Source organism: Prevotella sp. C0026C3 (assembly GCF_056590795.1).
The window spans coordinates 59,646-84,516 of sequence record NZ_JBWPWW010000001.1 but is presented as its reverse complement, the minus strand read 5'-3'; the positions used below and the strand labels follow the sequence as shown (position 1 = coordinate 84,516).

Annotated in this window: 27 protein-coding genes and 2 pseudogenes; 16 read left to right on the top strand and 13 right to left on the bottom strand. The window is 45.0% G+C overall.

Annotated elements, in window-relative coordinates:
- The first annotated feature begins 95 nt into the window (after window positions 1-95).
- Window positions 96-845: a sigma-70 family RNA polymerase sigma factor gene (locus tag AC1EK4_RS00385; protein WP_036897498.1), complete on the top strand. Its 750-nt coding sequence runs from the start codon at window positions 96-98 to the stop codon at window positions 843-845.
- On the opposite strand, the gene AC1EK4_RS00380 is transcribed toward AC1EK4_RS00385, so the two are convergent.
- The 5 genes and pseudogenes from AC1EK4_RS00380 to AC1EK4_RS00360 all read right to left on the bottom strand — a co-directional run bounded on the left by AC1EK4_RS00380 (window position 833) and on the right by AC1EK4_RS00360 (window position 4,690).
- Window positions 833-1,333: a GNAT family acetyltransferase gene (locus AC1EK4_RS00380; RefSeq protein WP_062435582.1), complete on the bottom strand. Its 501-nt coding sequence runs from the start codon at window positions 1,331-1,333 to the stop codon at window positions 833-835. The genes AC1EK4_RS00385 and AC1EK4_RS00380 overlap by 13 nt on opposite strands.
- A complete protein-coding gene (locus AC1EK4_RS00375) occupies window positions 1,330-2,178 on the bottom strand; it encodes a patatin-like phospholipase family protein (RefSeq protein ID WP_062435584.1) in 849 nt (282 codons plus the stop codon). Before AC1EK4_RS00375 ends, AC1EK4_RS00380 begins: the two co-directional genes overlap by 4 nt.
- A 115-nt stretch (window positions 2,179-2,293) precedes the next feature.
- On the bottom strand, window positions 2,294-2,839 hold the full coding sequence (locus AC1EK4_RS00370) for a glutathione peroxidase (RefSeq protein ID WP_036897506.1): 546 nt from the start codon (window positions 2,837-2,839) through the stop codon (window positions 2,294-2,296).
- Between the two features lie 169 nt (window positions 2,840-3,008).
- Window positions 3,009-3,611: pseudogene (locus AC1EK4_RS00365) on the bottom strand (nitroreductase family protein).
- Window positions 3,612-3,754: 143 nt separating this feature from the next.
- Window positions 3,755-4,690 (bottom strand): DMT family transporter, encoded by a 936-nt coding sequence (locus AC1EK4_RS00360; RefSeq protein WP_036897520.1) that lies wholly within the window; start codon window positions 4,688-4,690, stop codon window positions 3,755-3,757.
- A 287-nt stretch (window positions 4,691-4,977) separates the two neighbouring features.
- Here AC1EK4_RS00360 and AC1EK4_RS00355 point away from each other — a divergent pair.
- From AC1EK4_RS00355 to AC1EK4_RS00340, 4 genes and pseudogenes are all read left to right on the top strand, one after another.
- Window positions 4,978-5,094 (top strand): annotated as a pseudogene (locus AC1EK4_RS00355) (DUF5009 domain-containing protein); the annotation flags it as partial.
- Window positions 5,095-5,096: 2 nt separating this feature from the next.
- Window positions 5,097-5,339: a hypothetical protein gene (locus tag AC1EK4_RS00350; RefSeq protein ID WP_062435588.1), complete on the top strand. Its 243-nt coding sequence runs from the start codon at window positions 5,097-5,099 to the stop codon at window positions 5,337-5,339.
- 396 nt (window positions 5,340-5,735) lie between these two features.
- The gene (locus AC1EK4_RS00345) at window positions 5,736-6,053 is read left to right on the top strand and encodes a type II toxin-antitoxin system RelE/ParE family toxin (protein WP_036896895.1); all 318 of its coding nucleotides are present in this window, start codon (window positions 5,736-5,738) and stop codon (window positions 6,051-6,053) included.
- Window positions 6,054-6,060: 7 nt separating this feature from the next.
- Window positions 6,061-6,405, top strand: coding sequence for a HigA family addiction module antitoxin (locus AC1EK4_RS00340; protein ID WP_036896897.1), 345 nt, complete (start codon window positions 6,061-6,063; stop codon window positions 6,403-6,405).
- Window positions 6,406-6,424: 19 nt separating this feature from the next.
- Here AC1EK4_RS00340 and aroB read toward each other — a convergent pair whose 3' ends face one another.
- Entirely contained in the window at window positions 6,425-7,489 is a 1,065-nt protein-coding gene (gene aroB, locus AC1EK4_RS00335; RefSeq protein WP_062435591.1) for a 3-dehydroquinate synthase, read from the bottom strand.
- Window positions 7,490-7,651: 162 nt separating this feature from the next.
- Between aroB and AC1EK4_RS00330 the strand changes: the two genes are divergently transcribed.
- Entirely contained in the window at window positions 7,652-10,621 is a 2,970-nt protein-coding gene (locus AC1EK4_RS00330) for a TonB-dependent receptor (protein ID WP_062435594.1), read from the top strand.
- Between the two features lie 54 nt (window positions 10,622-10,675).
- On the opposite strand, the gene purN is transcribed toward AC1EK4_RS00330, so the two are convergent.
- The 4 genes from purN to AC1EK4_RS00310 are packed head-to-tail and all read right to left on the bottom strand — an operon-like array spanning window position 10,676 to window position 12,909.
- Window positions 10,676-11,254: a phosphoribosylglycinamide formyltransferase gene (gene purN, locus AC1EK4_RS00325; RefSeq protein ID WP_036896904.1), complete on the bottom strand. Its 579-nt coding sequence runs from the start codon at window positions 11,252-11,254 to the stop codon at window positions 10,676-10,678.
- 36 nt (window positions 11,255-11,290) lie between these two features.
- Window positions 11,291-11,713 (bottom strand): RNA-binding S4 domain-containing protein, encoded by a 423-nt coding sequence (locus tag AC1EK4_RS00320; protein WP_036896906.1) that lies wholly within the window; start codon window positions 11,711-11,713, stop codon window positions 11,291-11,293.
- A 2-nt stretch (window positions 11,714-11,715) separates the two neighbouring features.
- On the bottom strand, window positions 11,716-12,288 hold the full coding sequence (gene pth / locus AC1EK4_RS00315; RefSeq protein ID WP_036896909.1) for an aminoacyl-tRNA hydrolase: 573 nt from the start codon (window positions 12,286-12,288) through the stop codon (window positions 11,716-11,718).
- 3 nt (window positions 12,289-12,291) lie between these two features.
- Window positions 12,292-12,909: a 50S ribosomal protein L25/general stress protein Ctc gene (locus AC1EK4_RS00310; protein ID WP_036896912.1), complete on the bottom strand. Its 618-nt coding sequence runs from the start codon at window positions 12,907-12,909 to the stop codon at window positions 12,292-12,294.
- A gap of 229 nt (window positions 12,910-13,138) precedes the next feature.
- Here AC1EK4_RS00310 and nusB point away from each other — a divergent pair, with 229 nt between their 5' ends.
- From nusB to AC1EK4_RS00280, 6 genes are all read left to right on the top strand, one after another.
- Entirely contained in the window at window positions 13,139-14,158 is a 1,020-nt protein-coding gene (gene nusB / locus AC1EK4_RS00305; RefSeq protein WP_480356571.1) for a transcription antitermination factor NusB, read from the top strand.
- Window positions 14,159-14,187: 29 nt separating this feature from the next.
- On the top strand, window positions 14,188-14,508 hold the full coding sequence (gene yajC, locus AC1EK4_RS00300; protein ID WP_036896917.1) for a preprotein translocase subunit YajC: 321 nt from the start codon (window positions 14,188-14,190) through the stop codon (window positions 14,506-14,508).
- Between the two features lie 134 nt (window positions 14,509-14,642).
- Window positions 14,643-15,500 carry a YbbR-like domain-containing protein gene (locus AC1EK4_RS00295; RefSeq protein ID WP_480356569.1) on the top strand — a complete coding sequence of 286 codons (858 nt, stop codon included), beginning with the start codon at window positions 14,643-14,645 and terminating at the stop codon, window positions 15,498-15,500.
- 10 nt (window positions 15,501-15,510) lie between these two features.
- Window positions 15,511-16,080 carry a dephospho-CoA kinase gene (coaE, locus tag AC1EK4_RS00290; protein ID WP_480356567.1) on the top strand — a complete coding sequence of 190 codons (570 nt, stop codon included), beginning with the start codon at window positions 15,511-15,513 and terminating at the stop codon, window positions 16,078-16,080.
- 12 nt (window positions 16,081-16,092) lie between these two features.
- Window positions 16,093-16,545 carry a DUF5606 family protein gene (locus tag AC1EK4_RS00285; protein ID WP_036896926.1) on the top strand — a complete coding sequence of 151 codons (453 nt, stop codon included), beginning with the start codon at window positions 16,093-16,095 and terminating at the stop codon, window positions 16,543-16,545.
- Window positions 16,546-16,666: 121 nt separating this feature from the next.
- On the top strand, window positions 16,667-17,539 hold the full coding sequence (locus AC1EK4_RS00280) for a DMT family transporter (RefSeq protein ID WP_480356566.1): 873 nt from the start codon (window positions 16,667-16,669) through the stop codon (window positions 17,537-17,539).
- A gap of 213 nt (window positions 17,540-17,752) precedes the next feature.
- Here the strand turns inward: AC1EK4_RS00280 and AC1EK4_RS00275 are convergent, their stop codons facing one another.
- On the bottom strand, window positions 17,753-18,967 hold the full coding sequence (locus tag AC1EK4_RS00275) for a BaiN/RdsA family NAD(P)/FAD-dependent oxidoreductase (RefSeq protein WP_480356564.1): 1,215 nt from the start codon (window positions 18,965-18,967) through the stop codon (window positions 17,753-17,755).
- A gap of 122 nt (window positions 18,968-19,089) precedes the next feature.
- Between AC1EK4_RS00275 and serB the strand changes: the two genes are divergently transcribed.
- The 4 genes from serB to pdxT all read left to right on the top strand — a co-directional run bounded on the left by serB (window position 19,090) and on the right by pdxT (window position 22,987).
- The gene (gene serB / locus AC1EK4_RS00270) at window positions 19,090-20,328 is read left to right on the top strand and encodes a phosphoserine phosphatase SerB (protein ID WP_036896935.1); all 1,239 of its coding nucleotides are present in this window, start codon (window positions 19,090-19,092) and stop codon (window positions 20,326-20,328) included.
- A 170-nt stretch (window positions 20,329-20,498) separates the two neighbouring features.
- Window positions 20,499-21,506 carry a bifunctional hydroxymethylpyrimidine kinase/phosphomethylpyrimidine kinase gene (locus AC1EK4_RS00265; RefSeq protein WP_480356562.1) on the top strand — a complete coding sequence of 336 codons (1,008 nt, stop codon included), beginning with the start codon at window positions 20,499-20,501 and terminating at the stop codon, window positions 21,504-21,506.
- Between the two features lie 36 nt (window positions 21,507-21,542).
- A complete protein-coding gene (pdxS, locus tag AC1EK4_RS00260) occupies window positions 21,543-22,415 on the top strand; it encodes a pyridoxal 5'-phosphate synthase lyase subunit PdxS (protein WP_480356560.1) in 873 nt (290 codons plus the stop codon).
- The gene (gene pdxT / locus AC1EK4_RS00255; RefSeq protein WP_036896944.1) at window positions 22,415-22,987 is read left to right on the top strand and encodes a pyridoxal 5'-phosphate synthase glutaminase subunit PdxT; all 573 of its coding nucleotides are present in this window, start codon (window positions 22,415-22,417) and stop codon (window positions 22,985-22,987) included. Before pdxS ends, pdxT begins: the two co-directional genes overlap by 1 nt.
- Here pdxT and AC1EK4_RS00250 read toward each other — a convergent pair.
- Both AC1EK4_RS00250 and AC1EK4_RS00245 read right to left on the bottom strand, forming a co-directional pair.
- Complete coding sequence (locus AC1EK4_RS00250; protein WP_480356558.1) at window positions 22,971-24,044, bottom strand: ankyrin repeat domain-containing protein; 1,074 nt, start codon at window positions 24,042-24,044, stop codon at window positions 22,971-22,973. The genes pdxT and AC1EK4_RS00250 overlap by 17 nt on opposite strands.
- A 103-nt stretch (window positions 24,045-24,147) precedes the next feature.
- Window positions 24,148-24,861 (bottom strand): inorganic diphosphatase, encoded by a 714-nt coding sequence (locus AC1EK4_RS00245; RefSeq protein ID WP_036896948.1) that lies wholly within the window; start codon window positions 24,859-24,861, stop codon window positions 24,148-24,150.
- Window positions 24,862-24,871: the final 10 nt, after the last annotated feature.

Genomic DNA, 24,871 nt, shown 5'->3' with positions numbered 1-24,871 from the left:
GATAATGGAATTCTATTGGCGTGAAAAAGATTTTTGATTATATGTTTTTATTTGTGTTTGGATTCTGCTATCTTTGTAGAAAAGAACGATAGGATATGAGAAAGATAAAAACAGGCAAGCCCTTATCGGAACGTGAGGGAGAATCTTTGAACCTATATCTAGACGAGATAGGGAAAGAAAATCTACTGACTGTAGAAGAAGAACAAGAACTTTCTGAGGCTGTAAAAAGCGGTAATCGTCGGGCGCTGGATAAGTTGACGACAGCCAATCTGCGCTTTGTGGTGTCGGTGGCTAAGTATTATCAAGACCAAGGAGTGGGTATAACCGATCTTATCAGCGAAGGAAATCTGGGGCTTATTAAGGCTGCTCAGAACTTCGATGCGTCGCATGGGGTACGCTTTGTGAAGTTTGCTGAACCCTATGTGAGGCGTTCTATTGAGCGGGCTGTAAAGGAACAGTCGGGTATCTATCGTTTACCGGCAGGCGAAAATAGTCCGCAAGATGAGGCCAACAGTCATCCGTTTTCGGTTGATGCACCGTTGGTTGAAGGCAAGCAGATGAGTCTTTTGAGCGTATTGAAGGATGAATCGGCTCCTGAAGCAGACGAACATGTACTCACAGAGTCGCTACGCGAAGCGTTGGTAGAGGCTATGTCGGTGCTCGATGAGCGTGAACGTGTGGTGGTGGAAGCTTGTTTCGGTATTAATAGTACGCATCTGACGATGGCCGAAATTGGTCGTGAGATGGGGTTGAAGCGCGAACGTGTGCGCCAAATTCGCGATAAAGCAGTGCGTAAGATGCTCCGAAATTCTAGTAATAGTCAGTTGAAAAGCTATCTCAAATAACGTTTCAACTGGTAGGCCAAGCGTGGTTCTCCGTTCTCAAGATAGATGATTCCGCAATAGCTGAAACCGTATTTGAGAATGCAACGTTGCATGATGACATTATCGCGGTGGGTATCTATGCGAACGCTATCGGTCTGCGTGAAGCAGTAATCCATGATGGTGCGGAAGACACCATGTACCTGTGGCAGGCTCGCCACGCGGTGTACGACGTGATAATCGGCCGTGTTGTCGAGCCACTTTCCATCTTCTATATAAGTATAGGTGGGGTCGGGGCCGGGAATAAAAGCGAATGTTGCCACGCCAAGTTCCTTTTCGTCTTCCATGATATAGCTGTGATGATGGGTTATATCATGGATGATTTGTTCACGCGAAGGGTGGTTATCGTCCCATTGATGAAGATTTCCGCTGCTTCGCATGATCTTTCTTCCTTCATCAATCAGCGACATTATCGTTTCGAGGTCTTCTTGTTGGGCTTGTCGAATTTTCATTGTCTCCAGAAATTTTTGATTTCGTTGAGATGGGAGAGTGCTATCTCGCGTCCGTGTTCATACACCTGTTGCATCTCGTCGGGATTGTGCGAGATGTGCTCAATGGATAGTTTGGCCGTCGGACGAATCACCAATGCGTGTCCGGATTGCTCTTCACTGGCTACGTATTCCAGCTCCTGATTATACATGAGATGGCGATTGGCACATGCTTCTACGAACTTTGGATAGCGTCGATATTTCCATTTAATGAGCAGCATGAGTTTGTTGGGAGTCTTGATATAGCCTTTGGGTTGCGTTAAAACAACGATATTGCGGTCGTACCCCTTGCTTTGAAAGAATTGCAAAGGGATGGAGTCGGCTAGTCCGCCATCCAGCATTTTGCGGCCATTGAGGCTTACTATGCGTGATACCAAGGGCATGGAAGCCGACGCGCGTATCCATTCGTAGCACTCATAGCCATGTTCTTGCAGCTTACGATACTCTGCTTGGCCGGTCTCAACATCTGTACAAACAGCGTAAAAATCCATCGGGTTGGTATCGAAAGTGTGGGTATCAAAGAGGTCAAGTTGCGTTGGTAATGTGTGATAACAGAATTCTCCGCCGAAAAGATCGCCTGTTTTGAGAAATGAAGTCAAACTGCAATAGCGCTTGTCGTGGGCAAATTGCTTGTTATAACGTATACACCGACCGGGTTGTCTAGACTTGTAATTACAGCCAAAAGCTGCTCCTGCCGACACACCTACAAGTCCGTCGGGCTCTAATCCTTGTTCCATCATCACATCGATGACACCTGCCGAGAACAGTCCTCTCAAAGCACCGCCCTCTAATACCAGTCCCTTTTTCATAGAAGCAAAAGTAGTGAAAATCGCAGAATCATAAAAAATGTAAGCTGAAAAATAAAAAAGTCCCCATTCAAATGACTTTTATCACTGAATGGGGACTTGTATATGATATGCTGATTTACAGCAATTCTTCGATAGCTTTCTCTACATCTGCCATGCTATGTGTCGGTTCAAAGCGTGCAACAACTTCACCCTCTTTGTTCACGAGGAACTTGGTGAAGTTCCATTTGATGTCGCTCTTCTTGTCCCAATCAGCATCAGCTTTAGACAAAATATCCTCCAGAATGGTCTTCAACTCATGTTCATCGAAGCCTGCAAAGCCTTTCTGACTCTTCAACCATGTGTAGAGAGGAGCCTCATTGGCACCATTTACCTCAATCTTTTTGAACTGTGGGAACTTTGTACCAAAGTTTAATTGGCAGAATTGATGGATGTCTTCGTCGCTTCCGGGGGCCTGTTCGCCGAACTGATTGCATGGGAAATTCAAGATTTCCAAGCCTTTACTCTGAAGTTTAGCGTATGTTTTTTCGAGGTCTTCAAGTTGAGGTGTGAAGCCACAAGCGGTTGCTGTGTTCACTACCAACAATACTTTGCCTTTATAATCAGCCAAACTTACTTCGTTACCTTTTCTATCCAATACTTTGAAGTCGTAGATTGTAGCCATCTTTAAAATCTCCTTTATTTTATATGTTTGTGTATAATATGTAATCGTTTATTATCTTTTACGATGCAAATATACGCCGAATAAATCGTTATCGCAAACTTTTTGAGAAGATACTTCTATTGATTAACTCTAATTAACAGTTATCGTTGACGATATAAAAAGCTATTGTTTACTTCAAGACTCTTACTCTTTGCTCAATAGGAAGGAATGTTTTCTCGCCCGGTTCGCCTACTGCTGTGCCGAAAGGTATCTGTGCTCGGAGCGTCCAATTGGCTGGAATGTCGAACTCTTTGGCCACGGCTTCGTCAATCAGCGGATTATAATGCTGCACCGAAGCACCTAGACCGGCATCCTCTAAAGCTGTCCAGATGGTTAATTGGTGCATGGCATTGGTGTGTTCAGACCATATGGGGAAGTTTGGAGCGTATGCTGGGAACTGCTCTTGCAATGCTTTGACTGGCTCTTGGTCTTCATAGAACAAGACCGTGCCGTATCCGCTTTCAAATGAACCATTGATTTTTGCTTCGGTTCCTGCAAATGCTTCGGCCGGTACAATGGCACGTAGGGCGTCTTTGGTAATCTCTCAAAGGCGACGATGCTTATTGCCTAAGAGTGCGACAACGCGTGTTGTCTGGCTGTTGAAAGACGAAGGAACGTGTAAAACCGCGCGTTCGATAAGCTTCTGTATTTCTTCGTCGGAGATGGGAGACTCGTTTTTGAGGGCGTAATAGCTGCGACGACGCTCGATGGCATCCATGAAATTTCTATTCATATTCTTGTTGTTTGTGTTGAATTATATTTGATGCGATAAATATAGGGAATGTATTTTGAAGCATCACAACGATTCTATAGTATTTTTAGATTTTCGGTCTAAAAATACCATAAACATGGCATGAAGGAACAAGAAAAATGAGTTTAGATGAAGAAGAGAGACACACCGACGACTGAGATAACTGCTCCAATGACTCCACGTAGTGTGATGGGCTGATGGAACATATAATAGGTGGGCAGTAATATCATGATAGGTGTGATAGCCATGAGAGTACTAGCGATGCCGGCTGCGGTGTATTGTACCGCCAAGAGAGAAAATCCTACACCGATGAATGGTCCGGATAGTACGGCAATGAGCATCGCAACCATGCCTTTACCATTGTGCATGCTCTGTTTGAACCGTCCACCTTCGCCACGAATCAACAGCCAAATAGAGAATAGGGTGAGTCCGGCGATGCAGCGAATCATATTGGCGCTGAAAGGCAAAAAGACTTCTATGTGTGGCAAAACGTTTATCGGGACGTTGGCTGTGTAATGGTCTAGCCCAATCTTACTGAGTACTAATCCCACGCCTTGTCCTAATCCTGCGCCGATACCATATAGGATTCCTTTGGTAGGAAGAGCGATGGAGAGTCCACGTTTGTTCTGACTTCGACCAAGAATGGAGATAGCTATGCCTGCAAGGGTGACCGTCATAGCGAGCAAAGTACCCCAACTCAGCACCTGCCCTAGTGCCACCCATGCGGCAAGGGCTGTAAACATGGGGGCTAAGGTCATGAATAATTGGCCATAACGTGAGCCTATCGTGAGATAACTATTGTATAAGCACCAGTCTCCAAAGAAATATCCCACGGCTCCGGAGAGCAGCAACCATCCCCAAGTTTGGGCATTGGCGTAAATCGGGAATGGCGTTCCAAGCAGTAGCCAACATAAAAATATGGAGAAGAGGAGTGCCAATGACATACGCCAAACGTTCATGACAAAAATGCCTAATCGCTTGCTTCCTACTTCACTGGATAGGGCTGCGATGGTCCAAGAGAACGCTACTCCAATGGAAATGATTTCACCTAAATATTTCATCATGCGTCTGCAAAATTACATCTTTTATAGCTTATGATGAGAGAAAGAAAGATATTTCTTTTTATCAGTGTCTATATTTTATGGTGATATATGAGCTTTTGGCAATTGACGGAATATGTTTTTTATATGGTAAGCGTAAAAAACAGAGAATGATGACCTTAAGAATTACATCACATTTATTAACTTTGCGCCCGAAAACATCTACTAATAATCATGAAAAACCTTGTATATCCAGCTTTTTTGCAAGGCGTCATAGTGGGTTTGACAAATCATGTATTCGATAAAATATGACAAGCAAAAGACTTCTTTCTCTTGATATCTTGCGTGGCATAACGGTGGCATGCATGATATTTGTGAACAATGGAGCGGGTGGCGACCTCTTTGCTCCGTTGCGACATAGCGTTGTATGGCATGCGAAGGACAGTTTTTCGATTTTGCCCACCTGCGTATCTTTGCCGTGATGCAACGCATTGCGCTCAGTTATGCTGCCGTTAGTTCGTTTGGTCTCACCTCTTTTATATATGGAGGTATTCATTCCGTGGTGTCTAGCGGGTATTGGTCGTCGTTCATTCATTCATCGTTGTTCGTCGCGATGCATGTTGGTTTCGGTTATCCTTTGTATCGTAAGCACATCTTTATCAAGTTGTAGACAGTGCAATATAGAAGTAGTGCCCTGCGATAGCACATCATTTAGAAACTTCAAATAACTTTACTCGTTTTACTGAACAGGCTCGGCAGCATTACTGTCGAGCCTGTTCAGTATCCCTGTTCGGCCGTTGCAGCATTGTTGCCTAGGCTATGCAGGAAAGAGAGAGTGATGAGTTAGGAGTGAGAAGTGATGAGTTTGTGAATGTAAAGAGTGATGAGTTAAGAGCGAGTAGTGAGGAGTTTATGAATATAAGGTTAGAAATTAGGAGTGAGAACTGAGGGGTATTATATACTAGAGAGTTTATACATTGAGTCGAAAAAGGAAAAAGAGTTCATTTATTTGTGAATGTATTCGGAAATAATTATCTTTGTACCAAGATGCTGATAAGCAGAAAAAGTGGAAGTTTATTTTGAAAAAGACTATCTAAAAGAGTTGTACCAGCAGGGAAAAGCTACGGATAAAAAGCATTGTTTTCAGCCAGACATTATCCGTAGATATATTCGTGTGGTAGATACACTGATAGCGCAACCTAACACGATTGCCCTTATGCAATATCGTTCCTTACATTATGAGAAATTGAAAGGAGATAAGGTTGGATTGTCATCTGTAAGAGTAAACGACCAATATCGAATAGAGTTTGAGGAACATATAGTGGATGGGCAGACACTAGCCACGATATGTAATATTGTAGAATTGTCAAATCACTATAAATAGGAAGCCTATGACAGCGAAGAACGAACAGGCGATTCAGAATGTAGCTAACCGTATGGAGCCTTTCGCACCAACTCATCCCGGAGTCGTTTTGAAAGAAGAAATAGAATATCGAGGTATTTCTCAACGCAGAATTGCGAAAGAAATGGGAGTGCTCCCTACACAATTGAATGAGGTGTTGAATGGTAAACGACAACTCACAACAGAGTATGCATTGCTTTTTGAGGCTGTACTCAATATCGCAGCAGAGCCCTTGTTGGAGATGCAAGTGCGCTATAATATGATAATGGCAAAGCGTAATAAGACTTTGACAGATCGCCTTGCCAATATCAGAAAAATTGCAGCTGTGTTATAAATTTAGTATTTTATCCTCTTTATCCCTCTCTTAGGAAGTCGAGACATTCCTTGATTTCCTCGTCGGTAGCAGTTTGATTGATTTTGATATTGCCGATGTCGGAGAGGAGAGTGAAGTTGATGATGCCGGCAGAATTTTTCTTATCGTGGTGCATCAACTCTATTAATTCTGCGTAATCGTCGCACGTGATGGGAAGTATGCCGTAGTTTTCGCGAACGAAAGCTACTGTTTGGCGCATCTTATCTGTAGGGAATGATGCCTTTAGGCAGCTAAGGTAAAGTTCGCAGATGAGTCCGAAAGCTACGGCATAGCCATGTAGTATAGCCGTATGGTCGCCTTGTGTAGAACGGCGTAGCGACCAACTTTCAAAGGCATGTCCGAACGTATGTCCAAGATTGAGGGCTTTACGAATGCCATGTTCGTGCGGGTCTTGTTCGACCACACACTGTTTTACCTTTACCGAGTCGCCCACCATCTGTTTCAATTCCTGCCAATCGGGCTGATCTAAGTTGAAATGGAGCAGTTGTGCCCACATCTTATCGTTGCTGATAAGACTATGTTTAAGCATCTCGGCATAGCCCGAACGGATGTTCATGTCGTCGAGGCTCTTCAGAAAGACGGTATCTAAAATGACGAATCTACTATCGCTGAATACGCCAATCTCGTTTTTCAGTCCATTGAAATTGATACCCGTCTTGCCCCCGACCGACGCGTCGACCATGGCAAGCAGGGTAGTGGGGATGTTGATAAAGTTGATACCGCGCTTAAAGGTAGACGCGGCAAATCCGCCTAAATCGGTCACCATGCCTCCACCCACATTGATGAGGCATGAGTGGCGAGTCGCTCCGTTGCGGCCGAGTTGTTCCCATACATACGCCAACGAGTCGATGTTTTTGTGTGTATCGGTAGCCGGGATGACGATGGGACATGCATCTTTTAGACCCACGAAGTGTTGCAGTATGGGCCAGCAGGTGCGATGGGTAGTCTCATCGAATAAGATAAAGAGCTTGTCGTGCTCGCACTCAGAGATGGCAACAGCCAACTCTTGCTTCAAATGTTGCGAAATGATGATTCTCTGTTCCATAATTGTACTTACGTAGGTGATGTTTATATTCACAAATATAAATCATTCTGCGAATACAAACAAAAAAATATAGTACTTTTTATCGTTTGGGTATTAAACTTATGACAATGTTGCGCGTCTAAGAAATCAGAGAATAAATAGAAGAATAAAGAACGAACAAGTATGAAAAGAACGCTTTGGACCATGTTGTTGTTGCTGGCAACGACTGCATTGTTTGCCCAAAATAGAAATATAACGGGTACACTTACTGATAAAGATACGAAAGAACCACTCGTACAAACCACCATCCAACTGTTGCGACAGAAAGATAGTACGTTTGTGACAGGGGCTATATCCGACGATAATGGTCGGTTTTCGGTGGTAGCACCTGAGGATGGTAACTATCTCGTCAAGATTTCGAGTGTGGGCTATGTATCGGTGTTGAAACCTATCAAGATTGTTAATGGTGCCGACGTAGCATTGGGGTCGATCATCATGAAGGCCGATGCCATTATGTTAAAAGGAACAACTGTCATGGGGCATGCCACTAAAGTGGTGTCTCACGAAGACACCTTTATGTATAATGCCGCGGCCTATCGCACACCCGAAGGGTCGACAATAGAAGAACTTGTGAAGCGTTTGCCGGGTGCAGAGGTAAAGAGCGACGGTACAATAACGGTCAATGGCAAGGAAGTAAAGAAGATATTGATAGACGGAAAGGAGTTTATGACGGGCGATACGAAAACGGCCTTGAAGAATTTGCCTACCTCGATTGTAGACCGAATCAAGGCATACGATCAGAAGAGCGACCTTTCACGCGTTACAGGTATCGACGATGGCGAGGAACAGACGGTACTCGACTTTGGTCTCAAACCGGGTATGCATAAAGGCATGTTTAGTAATATTGACCTCAGTGTAGGTACGAATAGTCGTTATTCTGACAGATTGATGGGTGCCTATTTCAACGATAAATACCGCTTTATGCTCTTTGCCAATGCCAACAATACCAATGATATGGGCTTTCCCGGTGGCGGTGGAAGAGGAAACTTTGGTATGAATAGACAGGGACTGATGGCTACCAAGATGATTGGAGCCAACTTTAATTATGAGAATAAGGGTAAGTTGAAGCTCGATGCCAGCCTGCGTTGGAATCATTCGGATGGCGATGCCAATACACAAACATCCGTCCAAAACTTCATGGCAAAGTCGGGTGCTTATTCAAATACCAACAGTCAAAACTATACGCGCAGCAATAGTTGGGACGGAAGAATGCGGCTGGAATGGACGCCCGACAGCATGACCAATATCATGTTCCGTCCGTCTTTCACCTATTCTACAAACGATGGACGGTCGGTTCAAGCCTCGGCATCATACAATGTCGATCCCTATACGCTCGTTACCAATCCTCTGTCGGCCGAGTCGATAGCTCTGTTGGCTGTTGATAGCCTGATGGTTAACACGCGCAATACAAGTAGTCTGAGTTATGGTAATAATAAAAATATAAATGGGGTGTTGCAATACAATCGACGCTTGGGACATAACGGGCGTAACTTTACACTGCATGTAGCAGGTAATTACGGTTCGAGCGACTCCAAGAATCTGTCGCTTAGCGATGTCCGTCTCTATCAAGTGATGAATGCATTGGGCAATGACTCGACCTATCAAACGTATCGTTGGAATCTCGTACCGACTCGCAATTGGGGGTATAGCGCTGAATTTACCTATAGCGAACCTCTTTGGCGTGCGGTGTTCTTGCAATTCTCTTATCAATTCCAATACAAATATACGAAGAGCGATCGCTCTACTTACGACTTTAGTAGTCTTGGTGGCGGCTTCTTCGGTAATACTCCGCTGTTGTTCAGGGGATGGGATAACTACTTGAGTTTGTTGCCAAACCAGCTCGATAGTTACGAGAATAAGGATTTGAGTCGCTTCTCTGTCTATAAAAACTACATCCATGAGTTCAACTTGATGCTTCGTGTGATTCGTGCAAAGTATAAGTTGAATGTGGGTGTCATGGTACAACCGCAGAATACCAGTTACCAACAAGACTATTTAGGCATACATGTTGACACCACACGCTCAGTGGTTAACGTGACGCCAACATTTGATTTCCGCTATAAATTCAGTAATGTCAGCAATCTTAGAATCAATTATCGAGGTACTACATCGCAGCCATCTATGAGCCAGTTGTTGGATGTTACGGACGACAGCGACCCCTTGAATATCTCGAAAGGTAATCCGGGATTGAAGCCAGCATTTACCAATAACTTCCGCTTCTTTTACAATAATTTCAACGAGAAAAGCCAGCGTGCATTCATGACATTCCTGAATTACAGCAACACACGCAACAGTATTAGTAATATGGTAACGTATGATGAGAAGACCGGTGGGCGTATCGTGCAACCCCAAAATATCAATGGTAACTGGAATATGATGGGTGCTGTGATGTATAATACCCCGATAGATTCGGCCGGATTCTTCAATATGAATACGTTTACCAATGTTGGTTATAATAATTATGTGGGCTATTTGGCTGTGGACAGAACGTCGAACTCGGTCAAGAATACGACACGCTCGCTCTCTTTGGGCGAACGCTTGGAGACCACATATCGCAACGGTTGGTTGGAATTGGGGCTTGATGGTTCGCTCAATTTTACACGCAGTAAGAATCAATTGCAAAGTCTCAACAATCTCAATACGTGGCAATTTGCCTATGGAGGTTCGGTGAATGTGACGCTACCGTGGGGCATGAGTGTGTCTACAGGATTGCACGAGAACAGTCGTCGTGGTTTTAGCGATGCGTCGATGAATACCAATGAACTGGTTTGGAATGCGCAAATATCTCAAGGATTCCTCAAAGGAAAGCCGTTATCTGTTTCATTGCAGTTCTATGATATACTCAATAACCAGAGCAATCTGAGCCGTGCCATCAATGCAACGCAGCGTACCGATACATGGTATAACAGTGTGAACAGCTATGCTATGCTCCATGTAATCTATCGTTTGAATCTCTTTGGTGGTAAGGATGCACGTGTCCGTGGTCGTCGTGGAGGCCCCGATGGTCCGCGCGATGGTGGTCCCAGCCGTCGTCCCGGAGGATTTGGAGGCTTCGGGCACGATAGATTTGGTGGTGGTCCCGGCCGCTTCTAATGTCTATCAATAAGAAAAGCGATACAGCTAAGTGTCTGTATCGCTTTTCTTATATCATTCTTCCGTATGTTCGATAATAATCTTTTCGATAGCTTGTGGGAAGTGTTTTTGCTCTAATAATTGCTCTTTGGCGGCAATATCTTCGGGGGTATCGGTGGGAAGAAGAGGAATCTTGTATTGTGCCAAAATCTCTCCGCCGTCGCAGACATTGCTTACCCAGTGTATCGTCATACCTGTCTCTGTATCTCCGGCAGCCTTCACAGCCTCGTGGACGTGGTGTCCGTACATGCCTTTTCCACCGTATTTAGGCAGTAGGGCAGGGTGGAGATTGACCATTCGATGGTCGTAGGCAGAGATTAAAAACGATGGAATCATGACGAGGAATCCGGCTAATACGATGAAATCTATATGATACTTGCTTAGTAACGGCATCATGATGGCTTCATCATTGAACTTCTCTTTTGGCACTATCTCGGTGGGAATATGATACTTATGGGCACGAATAAGCGCGTAGGCATCGGCCTTGTTGCTGAGTACAAGTGCTACTCGGATGGAGGAATGTCCGCTGAAATAGCGAATGATATTCTCACAGTTGGAACCGTTTCCCGAAGCAAATATTGCTATTTGAACCATCGTCGATATATTTAATTCAATGTGTGTGGAAGCCGATTATTCTTCATCATCCCAGCCTTCATCATCATCGAAGCCGAAGATAGAGGGCTCGACGAATGAGTCGAGAGCCCGACGTTCTTTCTTAGTTGGGCGTCCTGTACCGCGTGCTCTGTCAACAAAGCCACTGATACGACTCATTTCGAGTAGCTCGTATTGCTTGGCTTCGGTTACATTCTCATATACTTGAGGTACGAGTTTGGCACCCACACGATTTTCAATGCATTGGAGTATCTTGAAGGAATAGACGATGGGAGCTTTCTTTACATTAATCGTTTCGCCTACTTTCACCATCCTGCTGGGCTTAACCGTTGTTCCGTTGACTGAAACTCGGCCGTTTTTGCAGGCATCGGCAGCGATGGAGCGTGTCTTAAAGATACGTGCTGCCCATAGCCATTTGTCTATTCTTGCAGTCTCTGCCATGATTATTTCTTTCCTAATTTATTGAATTGGTTCATTGTAATGTCTATGCCGGCGAGTGCAAAGCTTTTGATAATCTCGCAAGCTGTATCAATAGCTGGTTGTAAAGCCTTCATATCTTCATCATCATAATGTCCCAATACCCAGTCTACCTGACCGCCACGAGGGTATTCGTTGCCTATCCCCATACGTAGACGAGCATAGTTTTGTCCTATCAGTTGTTGTATATGGCCCAGTCCGTTGTGGCCTCCATTGCTTCCATTTCCTTTTAGTCGGAAAGCTCCAAGAGGCAGTGCCACGTCGTCACTGATGACAAGTAAGCGGCTTTGGTCGATATTCTCTTTGGTAAGCCAATATCTAACGGCGTTGCCACTAAGATTCATAAACGTAGTAGGCTTGAGCAGAATAATCTTTCGTCCTTTGATAGAAGTCTCGGCTACAAAGCCATATCGCTTATCTTCAAAAACAATATTGGACGCTTTAGCGAAAGCGTCCAATACCATAAATCCTGTGTTGTGTCGGGTATTCTGGTATTCGTCACCGGGATTACCCAACCCACATATCAAATATTTGTCCATTGATTATGCATCAGCATCACTAGCTGCGTTATCAGCAGAAGCTGCAGCCATGCTTGCCTGACGTGTCATCTTGATTGAACAAACGATCACTTCCTTGCTTGTAGCAATGTCGATACCCTCGAAAGAAAGATCACCTACCTTGATGCTCTTACCGATTTTCAAAGCTGTAACATCTACGTCGAGATGCTCAGGAATCTGCATATAAGGAGCTGTTACATTGATCTTACGGATAGAAAGGTTCATACGTCCACCGTCGCGAACACCTTGTGCCAAACCAACCAACTTAACAGGAATACCGATAGTGATGGGTTTCTGCTCATTAATCTCGTAGAAGTCTACGTGTAGAGGAGCATCTGTTACGGGGTGGAATTGAATCTCTTTCAATACAGCGGTGTGAATATCGCCCTCAATGTCCAACTTGATTACATAGATGTGAGGTGTGTAGATAATCTTACGGAGTTCGCTGAAAGATACTTGGAAAGCAAAAGCCTCGGGAGCACCGTTGCCATCTTTCTTCTCACCATACAAGTTACAAGGAATGAATCCTTCCTTACGGAGTTGCTTAGAAGCTTTCTTTCCAAGGTCTGTACGCTTCTTACCTGATACGTTAATCTCTTTCATAATTGTGTTACTCTAAATTAAGTTTGAATTAAATAAGATTGCCTTAATTCGCCATTACACGAGATGCGCTTTGCGAAAAAGCTTGGCAAAGTTAATACATTTCTTTCGATTGGACAAAAAAACAATTAAAAAACTCAGTTTTACAAGCCCATGTTTGCGTGTTCAAAGGATTTTAATTACATTTGCATCAATAACAACTCGAACATAAGACAACCAAAATTATTAGAGAATGATTAATCGGGAACTTATAAGAATTAAGATAGTTCAGTTAACCTACGCATACTATCAAAACGGGAACAAGAATATTGATACTGCTGAAAAAGAACTTTTTTTCAGTTTGTCCAAAGCTTATGACTTGTATAACTTCCTGCTCGAGCTCATTGTGGCTATTACGCGTGAGGAGCGACATCGTGTAGATATTGCCACACAAAGGGCTCAACGAGAGGGTACGGAAGCTCCTTCTGCTAAGTTCGCTTATAATCAATTCGCCGTGCAACTGGAAGAAAACAAGATGTTGGAAGAGTTCGTTGAAACTCAAAAGCAGACTTGGGAGGAGGATATAGAGTTTGTTCGTAAGTTCTGTAACCTCATCGAGCAGAGCGCTATCTATCAAGAATACATGGAGAGTGGGGATGATTCGTATGAGAACGACCGCGAAGTTTGGCGAAAACTATACAAAACTCTCTTTCTTGACAATGCCGAGTTGGATGCTCTCTTAGAAGAAAAGAGTTTGTATTGGAATGATGATAAAGAGGTAGTAGATACCTTCGTGTTGAAGACTATCAAGCGTTTTGACCCCAAAAACAAGAGCAAACAAGAACTCTTACCGGAATATAAAGATGAGGAAGATAAGGACTTTGCTCGCAAATTGTTCCGTGCCACAATTCTCAATGCAGCCCAATATCAGCGTTACATGAGTGATGCCAGTCGCAATTGGGACTTCTCTCGTTTGGCGTATATGGACGTTGTGATTATGCAGATAGCCATTGCCGAGATGCTCACATTCCCCAATATACCGGTGAGTGTGACCATTAACGAGTATGTAGACCTTGCAAAACTCTACAGCACTTATCGTAGCGGCGGTTATATCAATGGTATGTTGGATACCATAGCCCGCTATCTCATCAATTCAGGTCACATGTTGAAAACCATTGAAGAGCCTCGCGACAAGCGTCAGGCAGAGCATATCTCTCGCATGGAGCGTCAAAGTGAGCAGCAAGGAGAGATAGAGGAAGAAACAAAGGAGTAGAATAACAATAACTAAAAATACTAACGAAAATGAATTCAATCGTTCTAGCTGCACAAGCAGCTCAAGGAGGTGGCGGCATGGGTATGCTCGTCATGATGGTAGCAATCTTTGCTATTATGTGGTTTTTCATGATTCGTCCACAGCAGAAGAAGCAGAAGGAGACTCGCAATTTTCAAAATTCTCTGCAAGAAGGGACAGCCGTTGTCATCGGTGGTGGCATCTATGGAACCGTTAAGCGTGTAGATATTGAGAAGCATACTGTTGACGTTGAGGTTGCTCGTGGAGTGGTTCTCACTGTCGATAAGACCGGTGTTTTCGCCGATGTAACAGCTGTTACTCCCAACGCATAAACCAATTTATGTTAAAAGCCATAGGGCATATATACAAAAAGATCAGAAACTTCCTGTTCAGTTTGGTGAATAGGGAGTTTCTGGTTTTTTTGTTTTTCTTCGCATTAAGCGGTAGCTTTTGGCTTTTAACATCGTTGAACGAAACTTACGAGGCTGAGATAGCAGTGCCGGTGAAGCTTGTTGGTGTACCGCGTAATGTGATTATCACTAGCGAAATGACCGATACTATCCGTCTGACGGTTCGTGATAAAGGCTTTACCATAGCCACTTATCAACATTCAGACCGTATTCGTCCGCTTGTATTCAACTTCTCTACCTATGCCAATACAGCTACTGGTAAAGGGACGATTACTTCGACTGATTTGCAAAAGCAGCTGTATCCAATGTTGTATGGTTCCACACGAATGACCTCATTGAAGCCCGATAGGCTCTCTTACTTCTTCAATTATGGAGAGTCAAAGAAGGTTCCTGTGAGGCTGTACGGCAATGTTAAGGCCGGAAAGAGTTATTATTTGGCTCAGACACGTTTCTGGCCTGAATACGTAACAGTCTATGCCGGTCGCCATATATTGGATAGTATCCAATCGGTTTACACCGTACCTATTACGCATACCAATCTTCAAGACACCCTGATAGAGCGTGTAGCTTTGCGCCATATACAAGGGGCTAAGTGCATTCCGGCGGTTGTGAAGGTAGGCTTCTATCCCGATATTCTGACCGAAGAGACGGTATCTGTGCCGATAGAAGCAATCAATATGCCGGCCGGAAAGATATTGCGTACGTTCCCGTCTCGTGTGAATGTCGTCTTTACTGTGGGGGCAAGCATGTTCCGTAGAATTGAACCGGAACAGTTCAGGGTTGTTGCCGACTACAATGATATAGCCGGTCAGCATACCGACAGATGCCCGCTTCAACTACGCGTCTATCCACATGATGTGCGTGGAGCGAAGTTGGAGATTTCCCAGATTGATTATCTCATCGAACAGCAGTAATTCTTTCATCATGAAACAGCGTCTCAAAGTTGCCATTACGGGCGGCATGGGTAGCGGTAAAAGCTATGTGTGCAAGTTGCTGGGTGAGCTGGATATCCGGGTCTACGATTGCGATGAAGCGGCTAAACGACTCATGCGCACATCGCCGGAATTACAACATGAGTTACAAAAACTGGTGGGAGAGGATGTCTATAAAAACGGAGTTTTGCAGAAGTCGGTATTGACTGCATACCTCATGCAGACCGATACCAACCGCGAAGCCATCAACAATGTGGTGCATCCTGCTGTGGCTCGCGACTTTGAAGCGTCGGATTTTGATTGGTTGGAGAGTGCTATTCTCTTTGATAGTGGTTTCTATCGTCGTGTACATTTCGACCGTGTGGTCTGTGTCTCGGCACCGCTCGAAGTGCGTATAAGTCGCATCATGCAACGCGATAGACTTACTAGGGAGCAGGCTCTCGACTGGATTCACCGACAACTGCCGCAAGAAGAGGTGGTCGAACGCTCCGATTTCGAGATTATCAACGATGGTGTGGCAGATTTAAAACAACAAATTAATCGAATTATCAAACAATTATAATACATTATTCAAATGGAAACAATTCTTTCTATAGCAGGTAAACCGGGACTTTATCGTCTGGTATCACGTGGTAATATGAATCTTATCGTAGAGGCGCTTGATGCCACTCGCAAGCGTATGCCGGCTTTTGCCACCGACCGTGTGACAAGTCTTGGCGATATAGCCATGTACACCGATGCCGACGACGTGCCATTGTGGCAAGTACTTGAGAACTTAGGTAAGAAGGAAAACGGCAAACCTGCTTCTCTTAACTACAAGAAAGCGAAGAGCGAAGAACTGCGTAGTTTCTTCGCAGAGGTGTTGCCTAACTTCGACCAAGACCGCGTACACGACAGCGATATTAAAAAGTTGATTCAGTGGTACGATATTCTTGTGAACAATGGTATCACCAATTTTAAAGAAACTCTTGCTCCTACTGAGGGCGACAATGTAGATGAACGCAAAGACCAACAGCCTGCCGAATAAGTCGGTTGATAGCTAAACAGCATATAGAAGAGACGTCTTTGAAAGATGTCTCTTCTATTTCAATCTATATACAACAATCAATGGACAAGCGATATGTCCATTGATTCTTTGTTTTCTCCTTATGTTTAAAAATCAATTCTGGTTTCATCTTCTCGGTATCCTTATTGTTCTTATCTGGGGAACCACGTTTGTTAATTCCAAAGTATTGTTGCTTTATGGGCTTCAGGCACACGAAATATTTGTCATTCGCTTTGTGCTGGCCTATATCTGTATATGGTTTATCTCGCCTAGAAAGTTGTTGGCCGATTCTTGGCGCGACGAACTTTACTTCTTGGTGTTGGGTATGACGGGTGGTTCGTTGTATTTTATTACCGAGAATACAGCCGTCAGAATTGATTATGTCAACAATGTTTCGTTCATTGTTTGTACTGCACCGCTGCTTACTACCATCCTTGCTATTCTCTTTATCAAGGATGTGAAAGCCACGCGCCCGCTCATTACAGGCTCTATCTTGGCACTTGTAGGAGTGGCATTGGTGGTCTTCAACGGACAGTTTGTGCTGAAACTCAATCCGCTAGGCGACCTTTTAGCGTCGAGTGCTGCTCTCTGTTGGGCAATATATAGCATTCAAATGCGTAGCATCACACGTCGTTACGGTTCGGTATTCATCACTCGTAAGGTGTTTTTCTATGGTGTTCTGACGTCCATACCTATCTTTATAGTCAAGCCGTGGCATTTTCCTATGAGCGGATTTTGGGCTTATCCAGTGTGGACAAACCTTGTTTTTCTCGGTATCATAGCTTCCTTTGCCTGCTTCGCTTTGTGGACAGTGGTGAATAAGCGTATTGGAGCATTGTCGGCATCCAACTATATTTATTTGAATCCTATATCTACTGTGGTGGCCAGTGCGTTGTTTCTTGACGAACCCATGACATTGATTGCCTATGCTGGGTCGGCTCTTATATTATTAGGTGTATACGTTTCTAATAAATAAACTCTTCACTTCTCACTCCTAACTCCTCACTTCTCTATGCACTGCAGTGCCTTTACAGTATTGCTGTTCGGGCTTTTCAGCATTGCTGCAAGGCCGAGACAGTCTTATTGCCGGGCTGTTGCAGCAAAGTGAGTATGTAAGTTGATGAGGCTAAAAGTTTGTGAGTTTGAAATGAAGATTGGACGCTTTATGGTCTCATACTGTTAGATATGCCTATTCACCGATACTTCGTCCCACGGTATAACCGGTGGTCCAAGCTGCTTGAAGATTGAATCCGCCCGTCACGGCATCAATATCCAGCACCTCGCCAGCAAAGAAAAGGTGGGGACAAATCTTACTTTCTAGTGTATTCAAGTTGACGTTGCTCAGCGCGATACCGCCACATGTGACGAACTCTTCTTTGAAAGCACCCTTGCCATTGATGTCGTAATGATCGTTGACAAGCGTCTCTACGAGTTTGTTTAATCCCTTTTTACCCATCTCGCCCCATTTCTTTTCTACGCTCAGTCCGGCTCTCTCAATGATGAATTGCCACAACCTTGAAGGCAATTGGAAGGGTGTAATGGTACTCAATTGCTTCTGTGCATGCTGGCAAGCAAGCTCGGTAAGCAGTGTTTGCACGTCGCTGTTGTTGGTGCATCCGGTCCAGTTCACTGCGATAGGTACTTGGTATTGATGTTCGGCCAAGTGTCGAGCGGCATGCGATGAGAGCTTAAGAATGGCCGGACCGCTCATTCCCCAGTGTGTAATCAGTAGTGGACCGCTCGACCGGAACTTTGTTCCCGGCATTTGGACGATGGTGTTGGTCACCACCGTTCCCATGAGTTGGCGGAGCGATTTGTCGTTTATGTTAAAGGTGAAGAGCGATGGTACGGGAGATTCTATTTGATGTCCCAAGGCCGATAGATATTCTAATCCTTTGCCACGGGGTGCTCCGCCGGTGGTAATGGCTATCCGGTCGAATGCCATTTGCTTGTCGGTAAGTGTCAAAAGCCATTGGTCATGGGGCTGTTGTATGATGTCTTTTACCTCATGACGGGGCAAAATGCGGACGCCCAGTCTATGTGCTTCGTTCACTAGACAATCAATGATGCTTTGCGAATCTTGTGATTGTGGGAACACGCAGTGGTCGTCTTGTATTACCAGTCGCACTCCATGGGCTTCGAACCATTCGTAGCTGTTGCGCTCATTAAAGCTCTTGAACAAGCGTTTCATGACTTTGTGACCGCGCGGATAGACCTGTTTCAAGTCGGTAACACCTTCGAAAGAGTTGGTGAGATTGCAGCGTCCACCGCCCGATACGCCCACTTTGGCCAGCACTTTGTTGGCTTTCTCTAAGATGTATACATCGGTTTCGGGATGTAGACTCTTTACAGTGATGGCGGCAAAGAAACCGGCTGCCCCTCCACCTATGATGGCTATCTTCATTGTCGTTGTTCGTTTAATATAGGTTACAAATATACTATATTTTTTCAATACATCTTGTCCATTTGTTTGGCACTTCCCTTAAAAAGGGCTAACTTCGCGTTGTAATCAACCAACATACACGTATGTCTAAGGCTAATAAGCAAGAACAAATACTCGTGAGCATCACCGGACAAGACCGTCCCGGTCTCACGGCTTCAATCATGGAGATACTTTCCCGTCATGATGCCGACATCCTTGATATCGGACAAGCAGATATTCATAGCACTCTCTCGCTAGGTATTCTCATCCGATTGGGCGAGATGCAGTCGGGACAGGTGATGAAAGAACTTCTCTTTAAGGCCACTGAACTGGGTGTGAACATAGGTTTCTCGCCCATATCCGATGATAAATATGAGGATTGGGTGGGTCGCCAAGGCAAGAATCGCTATATTCTTACTCTCATCGGGCGTAGTCTGTCGGCTACACAGATAGCCGCTTATGCCAAGATAATCGCCTCCCAAGGCCTCAATATTGATTCTATTCTGCGTCTGACAGGGCGTCCGAGCATCAAGCATACGGAGCGAAATGTGCGTGCATGTATTGAGTTCTCGTTACGTGGAACACCCGATGACCGTGCTGTTATGCAAGCCGAATTCATGAAGCTGTCGGCAGATATGGGTATCGATTTTTCTTTCCAAGAAGATACAATGTACCGTCGTATGCGTCGACTCATCTGCTTTGATATGGACTCTACGCTCATCCAAACCGAGTGTATAGATGAGTTGGCTGCCAGAGCAGGTGTGGGTGAGCAGGTACGCAAGATTACCGAGCGTGCCATGCGAGGTGAGATTGATTTCAAGGAGAGTTTTACCGAGCGTGTAGCTCTGTTGAAAGGACTTGATGCGAGTGTGATGCAGGACATTGCAGAACATCTTCCTATCACCGAAGGTACCGACCGTTTGATGTCGGTATTGAAACGTTGCGGCTATAAGATAGCCATCCTTAGCGGTGGATTTACATTCTTCGGCGAGTATCTGCAGCGTCGTTATGGTATCGACTATGTCTATGCCAATGAGTTGGAGATAGGTGATGATGGTAAGTTGACAGGCCGTTATTTGGGCGAGATTGTCGATGGACATCGCAAAGCTGAACTCTTGAAACTCATCGCACAGGTGGAGAAGGTGAATTTGGCGCAAACGATTGCGGTTGGAGATGGTGCTAACGACCTGCCTATGATTTCGGAAGCAGGACTGGGTATCGCCTTCCATGCAAAGCCACGTGTGAAAGCTAATGCCGAACAATCTATTAGTACGATTGGTCTAGATGGTATTCTCTATTTCTTAGGATTTAAGGATAGCTATCTGGGAGAGGATGGGCAGTGATTGTTTTAAGGGAGTTAAGAGGAGTTTTCGCCTTGAGCTTTGGAGCTAATGGGAATTAGAGGAACCATGAAACTGCTTTCCAATATTGTTGTAAAGTTTGCACAAATGAGAACAAAATTTCGCATGTTGACGAAATTTTAGTTCCTTTGTAATCAATAAAGCAACGCGGAATGAACAGCCATATCCAAACGATATTGACCATATCCGGTTCCGATGGTACAGGCGAATCGGGTGTACAAGCCGATATCAAGACCGTTTCGGCCTTGGGAGGGTATGCTGTTTCGGTCATCACCTCGGTCACTGTGCAGAATACGGTGGGCATTCAGAGGTTCTTTGATATACCGGTCGATGTTGTCAGTGGACAGATAGAGGCCATCATCAACGACGTGCAACCTACGGTATTTAAAATAGGTATGGTGCGCAGTGTGGAGATATTGAGGGTGTTGATAGATGCTATTGTGCGCTATCAACCGCGTCATGTCATCTACGACCCGATTGTTTTTTCATCGCGTGGTGAACGTTTGATGGGCGATGATGTGCTTGCTCAGGTGCGACAAATGCTGTTACCGCTCTGTTCACTCGTCATTGTAAAACCGCACGATGCCGCTAGTTTGGTTGGCATTCGGGGGAAACAATCGGTCGAAGAGCAAGAGATGTTGCAACGTTTAAGAGCCTTTGGCTGTCGCGAAGTACTGTTGATGAACGATCGTTCACCCATTCTGCATGGTCAGAGTAACACCCTCTCTTCTGCCATAGCTACTTTCTTGGCACAAGGAAATACAGTGGAGCAGGCCATATCTCAAGCTCGTTCGTATATCTCGCAGCAGATTATGCGAGCTGATAATCTACAAGGTAGGAGCCCGGAGTTGTACAATGATTTCATCGATGCCGTACATTTGCATTGTCATACCAACAGCGATGTGGCTTTCTATGCTGATTGTCTGAATGTGAGTAGCCGATATTTGGCGCAAGTGACGCGTAGAATAGCCGGTAAGTCGCCCAAAGAAATCATCGATGAATGTGTGGTAGAAGTGCTTGTCAGGCAACTTTTGACAACCAATAAGACCGTTCAAGAGATTGCATACGAGTATGGTTTCTCTTCGCAAGCGCATTTCTCACGCTATTTCAAGAAGCAAAAGGGGATGACACCCAGTGCTTTTCGACAGAATAAAGAGTAAGATTAAAACTAAAATAACCACTAAAAAAGCAACAAAATGGAAACTAGACAGATGCTCAATCGCAACTTAGCCCAGATGTTAAAGGGCGGTGTTATCATGGATGTAACTACCCCCGAACAGGCTCGTGTAGCCGAACAAGCTGGTGCTTGTGCCGTTATGGCACTAGAACGTATCCCAGCTGATATTCGTGCAGCGGGTGGTGTGTCTCGCATGAGCGACCCTAAGATGATACGAGGTATCCAAGAAGCCGTATCAATTCCTGTTATGGCAAAGTGCCGTATCGGTCATTTCGCCGAGGCACAGATACTCCAAGCTATTGAAATAGACTACATCGACGAGAGTGAGGTACTCTCTCCGGCTGATGATGTTTACCATATCGACAAGACCAAATTTGATGTTCCATTCGTTTGTGGAGCCAAGAATCTGAACGAAGCATTGCGTCGTATTGCTGAAGGAGCAACCATGATACGTACTAAAGGAGAGCCCGGAACGGGCGATGTTGTACAGGCTGTGCGCCATATGAGGATGATGCAGAGCGAGATGCGTCGCTTGGTTTCGATGCAAGAGGATGAGTTGTTCGAGGCTGCTAAGCAGATGCAGGCACCGCTAGAACTCGTTCGTTACGTGCATGAAAATGGTAAATTGCCCGTTGTAAACTTCGCTGCTGGTGGCGTAGCTACACCTGCCGACGCTGCTCTTATGATGCAGTTGGGTGCTGAGGGAGTGTTCGTGGGTAGCGGAATCTTCAAGAGTGGCAATCCAGAAAAGCGTGCCAAGGCTATTGTTCAAGCTGTTACCAACTTCCAAGATGCTAAAATACTGGCAGCCCTTTCGGAAGATTTGGGCGAAGCAATGGTTGGTATCAACGAGCAAGAAATTAGCCTGTTGATGGCTGAAAGAGGCAAATAATGAAGATTGGAGTATTGGCGTTGCAAGGCGCTTTTCTTGAACATGAACAGATATTGGAACGTCTTGGAGTTGAAACTGTGGAGATACGGCAACTCAAAGACTTCCAACAACCGTTGAATGGGCTTGTGATTCCCGGTGGAGAAAGTACGGTTCAACTGAAGCTTTTGCATGATTTGGGCTTGTTCCAACCTATTCAAGAGGCGATTAATGGTGGTCTTCCGGTGTTCGGAACATGTGCCGGCTTGATTCTGTTAGCCCAACATGTGGTGGGCGAAGAGGCCGATCGACTGGCTACGATGAATATGACTGTGTGCAGGAATGCCTATGGTCGGCAGCTTGGCAGTTTCCATACGGAGCATCAGATGGAAGGTATTGAGGGCGAAGTACCCATGACTTTCATCCGCGCACCATATATAAAAGAGGTGGGAGAGGGCGTAGAAGCGTTGGCAGAAGTTGATGGTCACATCGTAGCAGCGCGTCAAGGACGACAGCTCGTCACCGCTTTTCATCCAGAATTGACTGATGATTTGCGTGTTCACCGGTATTTCTTAGACCTTATTGAGCAACGTTAGAGCGTCTTTTATAGTCATTGATGAGTGCTATTATCTGCTTCAGCTTGGGCGATTTATCACCTCGCTGTAGTCGTTCTATGGCTAGTTCTTCGATGGTTTTGGCTTCTTCGTAGACGCGAACAGTTGGGTTAGCACCATGTTTTAAGAGGATAATACCTAGCTCATCGTATTCGTTGACTACCGCACATGATAAGGCTGTGGCTGCCAATTGATGATGTTCATAATTCACATCGGCCCCCTTGGACAATAGCAATTGTGCAAGGGGGATGTTGCCACTCTCCGTTGCTGCTATCAATGGAGTGTAATAGTCGCAGTCACCATACCTCTCTATGATGTCCTTATCAACCTTTGTAGTGTCTCCTCCATGCTGCCATGCATTGATATGAGCTCCATATTCCAACAATTTTTTCGCACAATCCACTTGCTCTTTCTTATTGTCATAGTAGCAAGAACAGACGATTGTCAGGGGAGTATCTCCGAATAAGTAGTCGTAGACATTCGGATTTGCGCCTGCATTGAGTAGTACTTTAATACCCTTCGGGTCGAAGTTGAGGGCTGCCAAGTGCAGCAATGTTTGCCCATACTGCTTTTCTCGCACGTTCACATTTTTGGAATTTGCCAGTTGTTTCAGCTTATCCCAATTCTTTTCTTCCAAAGCTTGCGCTAACGGTTCGGCCGTTGTGCCCTCAAATAAGGTGTAGTCACTATATTCGGGATAGCTGGGTGGGGCATCTTTTTGAGCTATATAATCGGAAACAACGAAAATTGTCGATAGTAATAATACCACACCTATCTGTGGTAAGAAGTCTAATAGGGCGTTGTGATAGCGCTCATGAAGTCGCAGGCTCAATTTGGCAGCACCTAATAAAAGGAAACTGTACGAGTTGACTGCGATAAAAAGCAACCATCCCAAGAGCTCACTGGGTGGATTGTCGAAGATAAAAATGGAGCCAAAGTAGACGACTGGAGCAGCTATAATAGGCAATAACGTGAGCGAGAGATACGCTTTCAGCCATCCCGGTGCGGCATCAAACCGTTTGCTAATCTTTATTTTCATCGTCTCAAACTCTTAATCTATTATGATAATCTCTGCGTTTTTACCTTCCTCGTATACTCATAGATATACTCTCTTTGGCAAAGATACAAAATCGTACAGCCGTTTACAAGAGGTTTTCCCAATTTTCTTTCAGCTGTGGCATGTTGTCGAATACGATGTTGGCACCCTCTTTAGCCAATGTATCATTGGGCAGTGGACCACTGTTTACAGCCACGGTAAAGATGCCGGCAGCTACTCCTGCCCTGACGCCCATGGGCGCATTCTCTACCACGATACCCTCGTTGGGGCGCAGATTACCTGCCTTTTGTAATCCCATCAGATAAGGGTCGGGAGCCGGTTTACCGTGTTCCACATCGTAAGCTGTCACGATATGCTGCTCGTCTACAAACTCATGGAAGTCATTGAGTACGCGAGCAATAAGCGGACGTTGCCCACTTCCGGTGACGATGCCAATCTGCAATCCGTCTCGTTTCATCTTTCTCATCAGGTCGATGACTCCTTCCATGATGGGGGCGATGGGCAACAGACCAAATTGGCGAGTCTTCTCGTCGTACATCATTTGTGCCTCTGCTTCGTCAATATCCTTGCCTTGCTGCTGTTTCACGAGCATGCGGATGGTATCAATGCCGCGCATTCCCTCGGTGGCATAGGCATCCTCGGCCGTCATGTGGATACCGAATGAAGCCATAGAACGTTGCCATGCTATCGAATGGTTGGGCATAGAATCGTATAATACGCCATCCATATCGAATAGAGCCACGCGTGGTGAGAACCCTTTAGGAGCCGGTCGTAGAAGTTGAAGTTTTGTTTTTGTCATGAATATAACT

What these genes read in the sequence shown, in the direction of transcription:
- AC1EK4_RS00250 (WP_480356558.1), bottom strand. Translation starts at nt 24,044, where the DNA reads ATGAAAATAAAGATTAGCAAACGGTTTGATGCCGCACCGGGATGGCTG.
- AC1EK4_RS00360 (WP_036897520.1), bottom strand. Translation starts at nt 4,690, where the DNA reads ATGAAATATTTAGGTGAAATCATTTCCATTGGAGTAGCGTTCTCTTGG.
- pth (WP_036896909.1), bottom strand. Translation starts at nt 12,288, where the DNA reads ATGGACAAATATTTGATATGTGGGTTGGGTAATCCCGGTGACGAATAC.
- AC1EK4_RS00375 (WP_062435584.1), bottom strand. Translation starts at nt 2,178, where the DNA reads ATGAAAAAGGGACTGGTATTAGAGGGCGGTGCTTTGAGAGGACTGTTC.
- coaE (WP_480356567.1), top strand. Translation starts at nt 15,511, where the DNA reads ATGAAACAGCGTCTCAAAGTTGCCATTACGGGCGGCATGGGTAGCGGT.
- pdxT (WP_036896944.1), top strand. Translation starts at nt 22,415, where the DNA reads ATGAAGATTGGAGTATTGGCGTTGCAAGGCGCTTTTCTTGAACATGAA.
- AC1EK4_RS00245 (WP_036896948.1), bottom strand. Translation starts at nt 24,861, where the DNA reads ATGACAAAAACAAAACTTCAACTTCTACGACCGGCTCCTAAAGGGTTC.
- serB (WP_036896935.1), top strand. Translation starts at nt 19,090, where the DNA reads ATGTCTAAGGCTAATAAGCAAGAACAAATACTCGTGAGCATCACCGGA.
- nusB (WP_480356571.1), top strand. Translation starts at nt 13,139, where the DNA reads ATGATTAATCGGGAACTTATAAGAATTAAGATAGTTCAGTTAACCTAC.
- AC1EK4_RS00275 (WP_480356564.1), bottom strand. Translation starts at nt 18,967, where the DNA reads ATGAAGATAGCCATCATAGGTGGAGGGGCAGCCGGTTTCTTTGCCGCC.
- AC1EK4_RS00310 (WP_036896912.1), bottom strand. Translation starts at nt 12,909, where the DNA reads ATGAAAGAGATTAACGTATCAGGTAAGAAGCGTACAGACCTTGGAAAG.
- AC1EK4_RS00265 (WP_480356562.1), top strand. Translation starts at nt 20,499, where the DNA reads ATGAACAGCCATATCCAAACGATATTGACCATATCCGGTTCCGATGGT.
- AC1EK4_RS00385 (WP_036897498.1), top strand. Translation starts at nt 96, where the DNA reads ATGAGAAAGATAAAAACAGGCAAGCCCTTATCGGAACGTGAGGGAGAA.
- AC1EK4_RS00370 (WP_036897506.1), bottom strand. Translation starts at nt 2,839, where the DNA reads ATGGCTACAATCTACGACTTCAAAGTATTGGATAGAAAAGGTAACGAA.
- AC1EK4_RS00330 (WP_062435594.1), top strand. Translation starts at nt 7,652, where the DNA reads ATGAAAAGAACGCTTTGGACCATGTTGTTGTTGCTGGCAACGACTGCA.
- pdxS (WP_480356560.1), top strand. Translation starts at nt 21,543, where the DNA reads ATGGAAACTAGACAGATGCTCAATCGCAACTTAGCCCAGATGTTAAAG.
- aroB (WP_062435591.1), bottom strand. Translation starts at nt 7,489, where the DNA reads ATGGAACAGAGAATCATCATTTCGCAACATTTGAAGCAAGAGTTGGCT.
- AC1EK4_RS00285 (WP_036896926.1), top strand. Translation starts at nt 16,093, where the DNA reads ATGGAAACAATTCTTTCTATAGCAGGTAAACCGGGACTTTATCGTCTG.
- AC1EK4_RS00350 (WP_062435588.1), top strand. Translation starts at nt 5,097, where the DNA reads ATGGCATGCGAAGGACAGTTTTTCGATTTTGCCCACCTGCGTATCTTT.
- AC1EK4_RS00320 (WP_036896906.1), bottom strand. Translation starts at nt 11,713, where the DNA reads ATGGCAGAGACTGCAAGAATAGACAAATGGCTATGGGCAGCACGTATC.
- AC1EK4_RS00340 (WP_036896897.1), top strand. Translation starts at nt 6,061, where the DNA reads ATGACAGCGAAGAACGAACAGGCGATTCAGAATGTAGCTAACCGTATG.
- AC1EK4_RS00380 (WP_062435582.1), bottom strand. Translation starts at nt 1,333, where the DNA reads ATGAAAATTCGACAAGCCCAACAAGAAGACCTCGAAACGATAATGTCG.
- AC1EK4_RS00280 (WP_480356566.1), top strand. Translation starts at nt 16,667, where the DNA reads ATGTTTAAAAATCAATTCTGGTTTCATCTTCTCGGTATCCTTATTGTT.
- yajC (WP_036896917.1), top strand. Translation starts at nt 14,188, where the DNA reads ATGAATTCAATCGTTCTAGCTGCACAAGCAGCTCAAGGAGGTGGCGGC.
- purN (WP_036896904.1), bottom strand. Translation starts at nt 11,254, where the DNA reads ATGGTTCAAATAGCAATATTTGCTTCGGGAAACGGTTCCAACTGTGAG.